Consider the following 12,945-nt stretch of genomic DNA (forward strand, 5'->3'; position numbering starts at 1 on the left):
TTTCGTAAGTTTCGCCTCCACCGAGACCAGATTGGAGCTAATCTTTAGTAGAACAGATGTTCGATAAAGGAGGCATGGTGGATCTCTCAGGCTTTATGGTACGCTTCGCTTCAGAGGCGGCATGTGAAGATCATTTGATCAAATTGCTTATGCTATGACGGATTTAGATGTCCAAAGTGTAACTTCGATCAATTTACCCTGAATCCACAGAAATGGACCAGCTTGAGCCCCTCGGTGTGACTTCAAGTCGGTTTTTCGGAACTGATTTAGGTTTGACGGAGGGTCTATGGCTTAAATCTGGTTTCAGAGAGCCAAATATGACCTATTCCCTTTGTAATTGAGCCTGTTTGGTCATTTTTGAGATTGTGAAATCTCATTTTGGGTATAGTGACCTAATCCCTTGTCTTCTAGAGCAGTTCCTTCAAGTAATATTCAGCGTGTTAGGTAACCAGATGTTCAGGTGATGGCGATCTCAAACTTTCTGATCCGATCAAGAGCCTCTAAGAACTTATCCTTATAGTGCCAGTGTTCTTCAAGATGCAGTATTACTTTTCTAGCTGAACGAGTGATATGTCCTGCGATCTGAAAGTAACACCGTCGAAGCTTTGGTGTGGTGATAACAGTTTCTGCAATAGCACCTATTCGTGCCCGGTTGTGTGCAGTTGCACCGTGTCGGGTTGTGCAGTTGCACCGTGTCGGGTTGTGCAGTGAACCGTGCCAGGTTGTGTGCAATTGCACCAATGGCTAATTAGACCAGAGCCAACCAAACGGCATTAGCGTTCATGTATCTGGATGGAACATGTTTCCAACCCGAACCTCCTTTGAGATCCTTGATGACTAGTTCGATCTGGGCATGTGCTCGGTGATCAGCCTCAAGGAAAAGCGTTTCGCCTTGTCGATCGGTAATAAATGCGTGATAGTCATAGTCTCTAAATAGTGCCAGCTGAGACCCTGGAGTAGGCTTTGTTCTTCCTACGATAAGACGAACGTCTTGTCTATCTTTTGCAAATGCGCGATATTTCACTTCTGCTACATCAGCTCCACCTTCAAGCCAGTAGGGAATTGAAGTCCAGGCATCCTCTTGGATATCGGAGATGATACCTTTTAGTCTCTTGGACATCCGTGTTGTAATGCAAAAGCGAACATCACCCGCACTAGCTGCGTCTCTAACGGCTCTTGAGTAGAACCCAGAGTCAAAACGCATGGTTATTTCACCAGTTGCTCCAGCGGCTCTGGCATTGTTGATTACCTGAGTTACAAACTCCCCGGCACCACGAGCGGTATTGGCGTTGCCTTCACGTGTCACTATTCCAAGAATGTCACCTGTTTTACCAACTGCTGCTAGGTGTGGGTGATACCCCCTTACTTTGGTATAACCAAAGTAAGCTCCTTCTTTTTTGTTTCCATATACCTGACATATCGTGGAATCAACATCAATGGTGAGCGGCTCATCACCTGGACCTGCTCCAGCTAGCCAGGCTCGTTTTAGCAACAAAGCTGCAACTCGTTCAACATCTGCGATGTCACTGGTCTCAAAACTACGCAAGAAGACACCAAGAGTGGATGGTGCTGGCATTATCTGACCAAGGATAACTTGCGCATTTGGGCTTTCAAGGATTGCAGTGTCATCAATGCAATCACCACCGGCCAAAATGGAGGCCACGATAGCCATAGCTTTTCTGCCAACATTTGCTCGTCCAGGACGATCCTCTAGGTCAATGTGTAAATCAAAGAGATCCCTAAGGCCAAGTCTCTCAGCAAGGGTGATAGGGAGTATTAACCCACTGTTGGAAACTGCGTTCGAATCGTCAAAGGTGACTATCAAACACTCTAAAGCACTAGCAGATGCTCGCATCTAAAAGGTGCTCCTTGAACTGATAGATTTGAATTGTGTTCAAACATCATTCTACCAGTTCAGAGCACCTTTTCTATACCAAAATCAAAGTTGAGCGGCTAAATTTTCGGTGGATCCAGGCTTAGCCAAGCGATCAGAGATTGCCCGACCAATAGTCATCGTTGCAGCAAATGCTCCGTAGGCATAGGGTATTTGATTAGCTGGAGCGTGGCGAATGCTTTGCATATAAAGCGAACTCCAGTCATTGGCAATCCCCTCGCTTACCATTACTGCCAATGCAACGACCGCAAAGATTCGAATCTCGCGAGGCACGTTCTTCCAGGTACTACGGATCACTTTGGATCTAGCTTCCTTGGAAACTGCATCTTTTTTCAAAAGGCCTAAGACCCCGATAACGCTGGCCAATGCACTCAAAACCACAGCGATATCTACGATAACATCAGGAGAGACATTGTATGTTGCTAGCTGAGATGAGTAGATTGACGAGGAAAATCCCCCTATCGAAAAGGTGGCGTGAAAGGAAGACATGATGGGGCGACGATAGCTTCTTTCCACCTCAATGGCATGGGTATTCATAGAGATATCCAAAGCGCCAACGCTAATTCCAAGACTAAATAGAACTATGGCTAGCTCCCACCAGTTGGATGCGCGCAGTGGAAAAAATAGCGCCATCGCACAGCCAAACGCACTCGTTGGCACAATCAGCCGGGCGCTTAATCTATCTGCAAACTTGCCAACCACAGCCATGCTCACAAGCGCACCTACCCCAAGGCACAAAAGTAACCACCCAAGAGTCGCAGGGTTCACCTTGCTTCGAATGGCAACCGTTGGAATTTGAATCACCCAGACACCAAGGATAAAACCATTTATGTAAAAATAGGTAAGTGTCGAGAGACGTGCCATTCTCATTCGAGTTGGAATCTCCATTGTATTCACGATAATGGCTGAAGATTAAAGATGGTTTCAACGAGACAAAGGATGATGCGCGGATCCCAAAAGCACAACCGCCCTGGGCGCCGATGGAGTTGGCATAATGATGACGTCGCAACTAAAAAAGGACTAACAGCCACCGATATCTTCGAGGAGAATCACTGAGAATCAACTTCGCCTTGGCGTATGTGATCTAGACCGGTCTTCAAAGATACGTTTAGCAATTCTTGCATTTACCTTGGTCTTACCATATGTACGGTCTCTGGAGTTCGGTCTACTTGGCGGCTTTGGATCTCCTGCAAAAGACAAACCAGTTCACAGTGGTCACCTATTTCAATACAGGATCAACTAGCGGAACCCTACCTAGCCTTGCCTTTGGCTAAAGGCAGGAAGTGGATCTCCGATCGATATCGCCGCTGTTGGAGTAACCGTTCCGACAAAGCAGCCAATGGTATATGGGTATGCGCTTGTAGCATCATAGTGGTACATGTTGACAGTCTTTCCATCCCATAGGACCGGCGATACCCGCCCGTGACATGCGTCTAATTGGGAATTTGTGACCAGAGAGCCGTTTGCGTTGCGCTCTACATAGATGCCAAACCCATCAAGAGCATAGCCAACCAATGTCGACTGCCCTGTAGCCTTAGCTAGGATGCACGGAGAAATATCGTGATAGTGATAAGTGCCAAAATGGTCAGGATGACCACCGCAGCTATCTTGAGTTTCATGAGCAACCGCATCGAGCGATCCGGCATCAAGGGCATTGAACAGCATCACGCCATTAGTCAAAACCCCAATAGCCCCCATAGGTAGACATGAAGGAGATTGCGCCACAGTTGGAGACGCGGGCACCGTTATAGAAAGGGCTTTAGGCACGATGTGGTTTGGATTTGTGTCGTACTGATAAGCAGGATCGTTCGGCGAGATCGGAAAGTTGCCGACCGGCATGCCAACGGGTACTGAATCCGTCGCGATAGTGCGAGTTCCATTAGATACGCTCACATTAAAGTAAGCATTTGGATAGTAGTTCGCCCCTTGCACTGCTACCTTTTGAGAGGGCGTCCATGTGGAATTTGAATAATTGATCCAAGGACCCCCATGGACTCTCCTGGTGTTGTTACGAAGCGTTCCACAAGCATCAATATAGCCAACTTGAGACGATCCATAGAGAACCTTGCCATCACCCAAGGGCAGTACTCCACTGATAGGAGCGTTCGTTGGCGCAAGCGTCGAGGCTGGGTTGCTAAATGGCCCACTTGAGGTAGTAGCAGGCGCAAGTGTCGAGACGGGAGTGAGACTTTGCCCGCCTGTGGTCGCCGAAGTCGAAGATACCCCAGCACTACCGCAGCTGGCGAGAATCGCCCCCAATAGCAACGAGCCAGAACTTCGAAGCACAATTGAACTTTTGTGATGACGCTTAGCATTCTTTAGCATTTATCTATTCTTAGGAGGAAATTATTATCAAATCCTTAAATATCTGACATCTTGGCATAATAGACAAATTTCCATAGCCGAAAAGGCAATCTTTGCTGTCTCTGACCTATAGATAACCACACTCCAAGATCCTGTTCCGACTAGCACTCGCCCAAAGCGACATCTGACTGACAGATTGCATGAATTGGGGGGCGAAATTCGCAAATTTACCTCAGCACTGCAATCAGGCTGACTTCTGATACGCCCCGGGTTTAATGGAGACTCCATTATCTGAGAACCAATCGGTTCTCTTGGGTACGCATTAGCGTAGCAGAGACGGATGTCAATACCCCTAAAAGCACGATATTTGATGGAATTTGAGCTGTCTGGCGAACTGGTTGTTTAGATTAAATCTTTAAAATATGGCTGGTTCTTTACTATTTAGGACATCTCTCACTACCACCAACTTTGTAACAAACAAATCCACAATCACAACAGAAGCATTTGTGGTGATAGTTGACTTGAAATGCTGGGTACATCAAAATACCTACGGGAACTTTGATGGAGCTCTGGATTTAACGATGGAAGGTTAGTTATCGAGATCGACGTGGGCGACTGGTTCGTCACAATGAGGACAAGGACCACCCGTTCCAATACGGGTACACAAAAGGTTGCATTCTGGGTATCTTTAAAATACCGAGGTAGCGACTCTCGCAGCGGGGACACTCATAGACGACTTGCATCCGCCGGGTATCGGAGGGATCAGACACAGCAGCTTTGACGCCATGGCGGGCTCGATAAGCCGCCTGGCGACAGGCGTCGCTGTGATACTTACGCCGTCTCGAAGCCATAAAGGTACTGCAGCACCACGCGCATATGACCATAGTCATATCGTAACGCTATTGTAACGAATGGGAATTACCGACCAGGGTTACGTTATTACTTCCAATAGCCATGGCGGGTTTCTGACTGGTCAGTGCTTGTGGCTCATCGTCGATGAAGCGCACCTTCGAGATCACCTAGGCTTCAAGCGCCGTGGTTATCAACCTCGGTCATATTGACTCCACTGGGATTGGGCAGAAAAGATGTGAGAGAGAACTTGGGTCTTTTATGACAACGCGAAGTACACCTACTAGTGGGCTGCAACTTGCAGCCCACTAGTAGGTGTGGGATTGAGGTGTCGATAACCGGTTGCAATTGTTAGCCTTGTCATGGTTATTCATGGCAAAGCCTAACCCTTCTTTCGCAGATTTCCCGAAAAATCGCCCCAATTGGCTCCTTTTGAGGGGATTTTTGAGGATTTTCGACTTGTGTCATTTATAGATGCCCTGGTAGATGGGTATTAGGTCTTTTTGGGTCGCGAATGTAGTGTCCTAATTTTTGAGTAGTGTTGATTATGACTTGCATTAGCTCTGACATGGTGCTATTGTGTTGTTGTGTTTATCCGTGAAACTCCAACAGTTAATAAAAAGACCGGCGTTAGCTACAGTAAGTACCAACTCGTTGAGTCCTACCGCTGTGAAAAAGGTCCCCGTCAACGTATAGTAATGACCTTGACCGAACTGGACCTGGATAAGTCATTGTGGCCAGCTCTGGCCAATGCAATTGCCCAGAGACTCTCTGGAGTAACCTCACTCTTTGAATCAGATCCTATTATTGCCAGATACGCCGATCTGGCAATCACTAAGTATGCAATTCGTTCCGAAGTTGCAGCCGCTAAAGAAACAAGAGCTACTGAGGCTGACCTTGAGATGGTGGATCTCTCTAGTGCTAAGACTATCAATAGTAGAAGTATCGGTCCAGAACTCATAGGAAACTCGTTCTATGAAGCTCTTAGCTTCGATAAGATCCTAGAGAGTGCAGGTCTATCGGGTGAATCTCTTGGCATTGCCAAGGCAACGATAATAGCTCGTCTTATTCATCCTGGATCTGATCGAAAGACCTATTCTTATATCAACTCCAACTCTTCATTACCTGAGATATGTGGTATCGATCTCTCTAAGTTTCACAAGGATAAGGTCTATGCAATTGCAGATAAGCTCTATGACGCTAAAGCCGTCATAGAGCCAGCACTCTATAAAGCTAGCTCTGATCTCTTTAGGACGAATACCAGGCTCTTTCTCTTTGATCTAACCAACACCTACTTCGAAGGTTCTACTAAGGGGAACTCCCTAGCTAAACATGGACATTCCAAAGAGAAGCGTTTTGATTGCACATTAGTTTCTCTGGCACTACTTGTTGATCACCGGGGACTACCCATCTACTCAGAGATACATGAGGGCAATACCTCTGAGCCTAGAACTCTCATTAGCGTACTTGATGCCTTGGAGTCTCTATCGGATGGATCTCTCTTTGGGGATGTTGTTCCTACCATTGTGATGGATAGGGGAATTGCTACCAAGGCAAACCTAGAACTTCTCATTAAGCGCAATCTCAACTACGTAGTAATTGAGAGAGCTAACAAAAAGAGCCTCTATCGAAGCCATTTCATGGAGATGGAAGGCTTCACCGAGATCTACGATGCCCAAGGATCCCCAGTACTGGTGAAAAAGCTCCAAGTGGAACCACAAAAGCCACAAGGACAAGTGAAAACACAAGTACAAGGACAAGTGCAAACGCTAGAAGAAGACACCGGCACTGACGACAATAACAGTTACACCACCTCCGGCAACACTAGCAACAGTATCATCAAGAGCGACAGCAGCACCGGCACTGACGACTATATCCGTAATGGTGTCACCGGCAAGAATACCGGCACCGATGACACCAAAATCACCAACAGCAACACCACCGACACTGATACTAACGCCACCTCCATCTCCTCCTCCATCTCCTCCTCCATCTCCTCCTCCATCTCCATCTCCTCCTCTTCCTCCAACAACAACACCACAACCGTGGTGTTGTGTCGTTCTTTGGGGAGATCCAAGAAGGAATCAGCGATCTCTAGTCAAGCTAACGAGAGATTCTTAGTAGATATCACTTCGTTGAATACCTCAATCACAAAGGGTTCTATATCTAAGACCACAGTTGTCTCAGAGCGTATCGGACGCATCAAGGCCAAGTACCCAAGTATTGCTTCCAAATACGAGATATCCCTTGAATATCATCAAGACCATGGCAAGATCATCAAAAAGAGACGCTTTGACAAAGTAATCAATCTCACTATTACAGAAAAACCCACTAAAGCCAAAGATGATAATCTCCAAGGAGCCTACGTCATAGACACCAGCCATAGCGAGCTAGATGCAGGTGAGATCTGGAATATCTATACGACTCTCACTAAAGTAGAAGATGCCTTTAGATCCCTCAAGAGTGATCTTGGACTTCGACCGGTCTATCATCAACTAGCTAGCCGAACTGCTGCTCACCTCTTCATCTCAGTACTTGCCTATCACCTCCTTAGTGCTATTGAGCTGACCTTGAGGCAAAATAACGATAAGAGAAGATGGTCAACCATCAAAGAGCAACTCAACAGTCACCGCCGAGCCACCATAGTTCTTACATCAGATAAAGGCGTCGTCTATCACATCCGCACTAGTGGTGTTTCTGAGCCGGTTCACAAAGAGATCTACCGTCTCTTAGGAGTTAGTGATCCCCTTAAACGGATAAAGACCATTGCGACGCATTTGTAGTGTCCCAACGTAAGACCACATACTCAAATAGCTGGGAGAATAGGTTGATTTTCGGAAAGATGGGCTAACAATTGATTCGATGAGTCGACCTGATGGTTATAAAAAGCAGAAAAAGCTAGCTTGGCTATGCCACTTTGTTATCACAAGAGGAACTATGGTGGTTATCTTCAAACTCAACTGGTGGAATCATTCCAATTGAGCCATGGAGCCTTCGATTATTGAACCAGTCGATATAGCCAAGTGTCGCCCACTCAAGTTCATCGACGTCAAAGAAGGGCCCATGAGGATTCACCAACTCTGCCTTATAGATGCCATTTGTCGTCTCAGCCAGGGCATTGTCATAAGAATCGCCTTTGGAACCCACTGAGGCGGTAATGCCGACATCAATTAGGCGTTGGGAATATCTAACAGATAGGTACTGTACTCCGCGATCGGTATTAAACCGAATTCGGTTTAATACCGATTAAGCCGAGGTTTTCATTGAGCCGAGAAATTATAGTTCTACCAGCGTAGTCGTGGCTTACTGAACAATTTCTCGGCTCAATATTTCGGTATTAGTGTGGGCTATGTGGAACCAGAAGTCCATCCTTGGTGAGGATGTTCTCGGCGGGGATATCGTTGCTGAAGTCTTCATCTTCGAGGTGCACTCGGTCCCTAACGGCGTAATGTCGATTCGCGCGGCCTTAGCATCTACATTCTTCCCTTTCGTAAAAACATATAGGCGAGACTGAATATAACGATAATCAGCAGGAACATTAAGCCGAGGAATTAGTCAACAAACCTCTCACGTCCAGGGAAAATTTAGATTCCTCGGCTTAATGAAAACCTCGGCATAATCGCTATGGTGTACAAGGCCTGGCGACACCGCTCTTTGGTGAATAGCCATCTCAAGGGCATCGGTTGCCAAGTTTGCCTTAAGCGATGGCGATACCTTCCATCCTAGGATCGTCCTTGAAAATACGTCTGTAACGAAGGCAACGTAGGCCCAGCCAATCTTTGTCTTGACGTAGGTGATATCCGCCACCCACAAGTTGTTTGGCTCATTAGACGTAAAGTTCCTGTTTACCAGGTCTTTCGGGCGTTCTACGAGCTCATTCGCGACGGTGGTTACGACGTAAGTCTTACCACGTCTCACCCCAGAAATACCGAGCTCAGCCATCAAACGCTCTGTTGTGCAGCGCGCGATGTCGATACCTTCGCGCTTAAGCGCACACCAGAGCTTTCTAAGCCCATATACGAAAGTAGTTGTCCTTGTGAATTTTACTTATCTTCGTCTTGAGAGATTTATCACGAATAGATCTCACTGAGGCAACTCGTGATTTATTAGAGTAATAAGTCGAGGAAGCGAACTGTAAGACCCTACAGATCGGCTGGACTCCCCACTTTTGCTTATTGCAATCTATAAAAGCAATTACTTGCTTCGCTTCGCGCTTTGACCGTCCAACTCGGTCGCAAAGAAAATCGAGGCCGCACGTAAAATCTCATTAGCTCTACGAAGCTCTACGACTTCTCGCTCTAGTTGACGGGTGCGCTCTCTCTCATTGAGTAGTTGTTCCTTTAGTCTCACCGACATCTATCGAAGCCTGACGTACCCAAGTACGTAGCGTCTCGGGCGTCATTTACAGCTTCTGAGCAACAGATTGAATAGCTGCCCACTGTGGGGGATACTCACCTCGATGGTCCGTGACCATTCGTATTGCTCGATCACGAACTTCGGGTGAATACTTCTTTACTCTTGCCATAATGATGACTCCTTAACTGAAAGACTAGGAGTCTCCAAGATTTCCGGGGCGTATCACTGTTTGCCCGGCAGATGGAAGCTGAACTTACTTTCCCGAAACAGAACGTAATAGCTAGTCCTAGAGGCATAGAGAACACCGTATCTGCGCTTGAGTACTGTAGCCAGGATCCGTGTTGACCAAAACGGGGAACTGCTATAGCCGTGGTCATTGGGAGTTGTAGTCGTGAGCATGATTGCCACTTCATCTCTTTGAGACTTTGAGAGAAGTACCGGAGCGTTGTTATGGCGCTTGTCCTTGAATGCCTCAGTGCCAACGCTGCGGAATGACCGTCGAATTCGCTGTACATGCTTGACAGAGAGGCCTGTCCTGTTGAGGGGACTCCCATCTTCAAGGGTGAGAACTGCCAGCGCCCGCTTATATTCGTCGATGTTTTCAGTCTTCGCCATGAATGCTTCAATAGTGGCGAGTTCCTCGGGTGTAAGCATGTCATGAGAAGATTAACACACCTTACAAGAAATTAAAAGGGCTCATTGGAGCATTTCAGAGTGTTATGCGAATAGTCCTCGATTATGGCGATCTCGACTAATTGCACCTGACGGGTCCCCATTTGTTGGTCCAAAATTGATGTGAGTTTTGGATCGGGTTGTTCTACATAATAGCTATTCCAGGAGAGATCCCTAGAGCTTTTTACCATTCAGTAGTAGCTAGCTGTTGAGGCTGTGGGCGGAGATCAATCGATTGTGTTTAAACGCTCCGCGTTTATGCACATTTCAATAATCGCTTGCGAACCGATCGTCCACGATGAAATAACCGTTGCGAGAAACCGCGAAATCAGAGAGTCAAAAACGGCTCAAAATGGCCAATTAACCATCAATCTGAAAGAAGGCAAATGCGTCAACTATCCTGACATTCGCCGTTATGCACTAGTGGTATATTGACCAACCCAAAATTAGCTTTATGGACATACAACGCTGGATGGAATGGCGTTAGCTACAAAAATGTAAATGGGAAACCGACGGTGGTCTACAACGACTCCATATTTGCCCATTCTTCTGATAATCCAGCTCGGTACGTCTTAGATGTACTTTCAAATGCTGCTAGATACAGCAGTGGAACTATATCTGGCTCGTCCAGCATGTCAGTTACAGGACTAGCGCCAGGGGCGAGCGGGAGCGTGAATCAGTTACGTCAACGTAGTGCGCTCTGGATGGCGTTACTCTCTGGGAATAGTTGTCAGTCGGCGCTACACACGTCGTGTTTCGATGCGCTTCCAACAATTATGGGCAACTATGACGGAATCGTAATCCCCTCCGCCCCGTCGCAGATGAAACAAGACCTGATATCCACCTCAAAGCCTCTCGCTGGTGACATCATTCTGTTTGGTAGTTATGTGACCACAACCAATCCGAAGACCCACAAACAGACCACCAGGTTGCAGATCAATAACAACAGCTATGGGGTAATGCTCGATCCAACCACAAACAAGATTGCGTTAGTGGTCGCTGGGACGGCACCATCTTTCCGCTCTGCAATAAATGTCTTGCAAATGCCTTCAGCCCCTAGTGTCGGTGGACAGATAGATTCACAGACAGTTCAATTCATTGGAAGTCCATTTGGGTGAGCTATCAAAATTAAAGTGTTAGACGACATATCTACCATCAATACCGCAATTTTCCTCGTGGACGTGTATCGCGACACCTAGCGAGCTATCAGTTGGTGAACTCTCTGATACGAGATGCCGAGAATATCGCCAATATCCCGTAGAGAAAGGCCCTCATTGGCCAGGTCGTGAGCGAGACTTTCGGCATCGGTCTGCACTTCACGTTCGAGTCGTATTGCAGTCTCTCGGGTAGACCGCAGTCGGGCAGTTCGTTCAGCTACCTCCACCGTCCCAACCTTCCCTATTTCTATGTCAACATTGAAACTATCGGATGGAACGTCTAGAGTGATCGCGATCAGTGAGCTCGCCATTGTTCCGGCTTCGCTGAGACGTCGTGCTTGTGTCAACCCGCCGATCTCGGGGATGCTGACCATCCACCAACGGCCCTCTCTGGCAACTGTTGCTTTGTAGGTGTGTTTGGTCATTTGTTGTCCTATCTATCTGTATGGCAGGTACAACCCGCGATTGCCTTACGCGCATTGTGAACGACACCAGGGGAGATCGTTTTGTGACCGTCCGGGAGTGTGAAATGATGCTGGCCACTGGAGCATCCATACATCGTGTGACTACCGTCGGTCCACAATGCTGTCCATTTGGCTGCTTTGAACTCTTTAACCATTTTGCGAGAGGATTCTTCTGCAACCATATGGTTAGTCTAGCCAACAATACACGTAAAGTCAATCAGGCTAGACATGAATGTTTACCGACTTTACATTCCGAAATAGGCATGTAAGCCCTCTGATTCATCCGCTGTGAGGCTGCCAAGCATATACCGAGAGCGTTAAAGTAAGTAAGTGTTTTTATGTTGTGAAGTTGTGAAGTTGATATGTCAAGTAGGCGTGGCATCACAACCGAATACAACAAGGGTGCCCAGCTTGCGCCGAACACCCTTGAAATGTTGCACCTAATCCTATAATAGTGCAGTCTACCAGGGGTTTTAGGAACACCCCCCTGAGCTGCTGCACCCAGGACAACACCAGCAAGATCCCGTTTTCATCATTGATGTTCCACATTCATAACACAGTGGCGCATCAACGATCCTACTATAAGGATGCTCATCTATGGAAACCTGTTCCTTTAGAGGCGACCCCAAAGCTTTAGCATCGGCGGAATAGTGTCCAAGTCGCATTCTAAGTTCAACTTCCGTGGGATTGCCGTCAAGCTCGGGGAATGAACTACCTACTGAGTCGCCGTTCATAGATGTATATGGAGGCTCAACCATGGTTTGACGTTCCTCTGAGCTATGAATCCCAAGCTCTGAGCGAGTGCCAGAGTCAAGCTAATCAATAGCCACACGCCTGAAGATGCAGTCAACCAAAGACGAGGCAATCCGAAGATCGGGATCGTCAGTCATCCCTGCTGGCTCAAAGCGCATGTTAGTGAACTTGCGAACATAAGTTTCAAGCGGTACACCATGCTGTAGGCCAAGACTTATGGCTATCGAGAAAGCGTCCATGACTCCGGCCGATGTGGAACCCTGCTTGGAAACCTTAGCAAACAACTCACCAGGCCGTCCGTCGTCATACTCCCCTACTGTCACGTATCCTTCTGCTTCACCAACACGGAAAGCATACGTGCGGCTTCTGCGGTGACGAGGAAGGCGACTGCGAACTGGAGAGATTACTTTAGGCTTTGAAAGTTCTTCTTCCAGCCCAGCTACACGGTGGCGCAAAGTTGAGCACTCTGCCTCTGCCTCCGCTGCAAGAGCTTCCC

11 protein-coding genes and 4 pseudogenes are annotated in these 12,945 nt (G+C 47.3%); 4 read left to right on the forward strand and 11 right to left on the reverse strand.

All coding sequences use genetic code 11. The features are described 5' to 3' along the window. Window positions 1-77 precede the first annotated feature (77 nt). Window positions 78-201 (forward strand): annotated as a pseudogene (locus ACIDITHRIX25_RS91910) (IS1595-like element ISAxf1 family transposase); the annotation flags it as partial. A 255-nt stretch (window positions 202-456) separates the two neighbouring features. Here the strand turns inward: ACIDITHRIX25_RS91910 and ACIDITHRIX25_RS91915 are convergent. The 4 genes from ACIDITHRIX25_RS91915 to ACIDITHRIX25_RS91930 all read right to left on the reverse strand — a co-directional run bounded on the left by ACIDITHRIX25_RS91915 (window position 457) and on the right by ACIDITHRIX25_RS91930 (window position 4,219). Then, a complete protein-coding gene (locus tag ACIDITHRIX25_RS91915) occupies window positions 457-738 on the reverse strand; it encodes a hypothetical protein (RefSeq protein ID WP_201732793.1) in 282 nt (93 codons plus the stop codon). 10 nt (window positions 739-748) lie between these two features. Then, window positions 749-1,855, reverse strand: coding sequence for an IS1380 family transposase (locus ACIDITHRIX25_RS91920; protein WP_201732794.1), 1,107 nt, complete (start codon window positions 1,853-1,855; stop codon window positions 749-751). 84 nt (window positions 1,856-1,939) lie between these two features. Next, window positions 1,940-2,782, reverse strand: coding sequence for an MFS transporter (locus ACIDITHRIX25_RS91925; RefSeq protein WP_201732795.1), 843 nt, complete (start codon window positions 2,780-2,782; stop codon window positions 1,940-1,942). A gap of 366 nt (window positions 2,783-3,148) precedes the next feature. After that, on the reverse strand, window positions 3,149-4,219 hold the full coding sequence (locus tag ACIDITHRIX25_RS91930) for a YHYH protein (protein WP_201732796.1): 1,071 nt from the start codon (window positions 4,217-4,219) through the stop codon (window positions 3,149-3,151). A 716-nt stretch (window positions 4,220-4,935) separates the two neighbouring features. Here ACIDITHRIX25_RS91930 and ACIDITHRIX25_RS91935 point away from each other — a divergent pair. Both ACIDITHRIX25_RS91935 and ACIDITHRIX25_RS91940 read left to right on the forward strand, forming a co-directional pair. Then, the gene (locus tag ACIDITHRIX25_RS91935; RefSeq protein WP_201732797.1) at window positions 4,936-5,106 is read left to right on the forward strand and encodes a hypothetical protein; all 171 of its coding nucleotides are present in this window, start codon (window positions 4,936-4,938) and stop codon (window positions 5,104-5,106) included. A 528-nt stretch (window positions 5,107-5,634) separates the two neighbouring features. Beyond that, window positions 5,635-7,830, forward strand: coding sequence for an IS1634 family transposase (locus tag ACIDITHRIX25_RS91940; RefSeq protein ID WP_201732798.1), 2,196 nt, complete (start codon window positions 5,635-5,637; stop codon window positions 7,828-7,830). A 124-nt stretch (window positions 7,831-7,954) separates the two neighbouring features. Here the strand turns inward: ACIDITHRIX25_RS91940 and ACIDITHRIX25_RS91945 are convergent, their stop codons facing one another. The 5 genes and pseudogenes from ACIDITHRIX25_RS91945 to ACIDITHRIX25_RS91965 form a co-directional block, all read right to left on the reverse strand. Then, entirely contained in the window at window positions 7,955-8,278 is a 324-nt protein-coding gene (locus ACIDITHRIX25_RS91945) for an integrase core domain-containing protein (RefSeq protein WP_502756213.1), read from the reverse strand. A 336-nt stretch (window positions 8,279-8,614) separates the two neighbouring features. Continuing rightward, a complete protein-coding gene (locus ACIDITHRIX25_RS91950) occupies window positions 8,615-8,989 on the reverse strand; it encodes a DDE-type integrase/transposase/recombinase (protein WP_201732800.1) in 375 nt (124 codons plus the stop codon). After that, window positions 8,963-9,055 (reverse strand): annotated as a pseudogene (locus tag ACIDITHRIX25_RS91955) (IS3 family transposase); the annotation flags it as partial. The gene ACIDITHRIX25_RS91950 and the pseudogene ACIDITHRIX25_RS91955, both read right to left, overlap by 27 nt. 303 nt (window positions 9,056-9,358) lie before the next feature. Beyond that, window positions 9,359-9,572, reverse strand: a pseudogene (locus tag ACIDITHRIX25_RS91960) (transposase); the annotation flags it as partial. Window positions 9,573-9,625: 53 nt separating this feature from the next. After that, window positions 9,626-10,057, reverse strand: a complete 432-nt coding sequence (locus tag ACIDITHRIX25_RS91965; protein WP_201732801.1) for a helix-turn-helix domain-containing protein — start codon at window positions 10,055-10,057, stop codon at window positions 9,626-9,628. 449 nt (window positions 10,058-10,506) lie between these two features. On the opposite strand from ACIDITHRIX25_RS91965, the gene ACIDITHRIX25_RS91970 reads away from it, so the two are divergent. Then, on the forward strand, window positions 10,507-11,193 hold the full coding sequence (locus tag ACIDITHRIX25_RS91970) for a hypothetical protein (RefSeq protein WP_201732621.1): 687 nt from the start codon (window positions 10,507-10,509) through the stop codon (window positions 11,191-11,193). A 77-nt stretch (window positions 11,194-11,270) separates the two neighbouring features. On the opposite strand, the gene ACIDITHRIX25_RS91975 is transcribed toward ACIDITHRIX25_RS91970, so the two are convergent. Both ACIDITHRIX25_RS91975 and ACIDITHRIX25_RS91980 read right to left on the reverse strand, forming a co-directional pair. Beyond that, on the reverse strand, window positions 11,271-11,657 hold the full coding sequence (locus ACIDITHRIX25_RS91975; protein WP_052604386.1) for an RNA polymerase sigma factor sigma-70 region 4 domain-containing protein: 387 nt from the start codon (window positions 11,655-11,657) through the stop codon (window positions 11,271-11,273). 512 nt (window positions 11,658-12,169) lie between these two features. Next, window positions 12,170-12,850 (reverse strand): annotated as a pseudogene (locus tag ACIDITHRIX25_RS91980) (TSCPD domain-containing protein); the annotation flags it as partial. Between the last annotated feature and the right edge of the window lie 95 nt (window positions 12,851-12,945).

It is taken from the genome of Acidithrix sp. C25 (genome assembly GCF_904848545.2).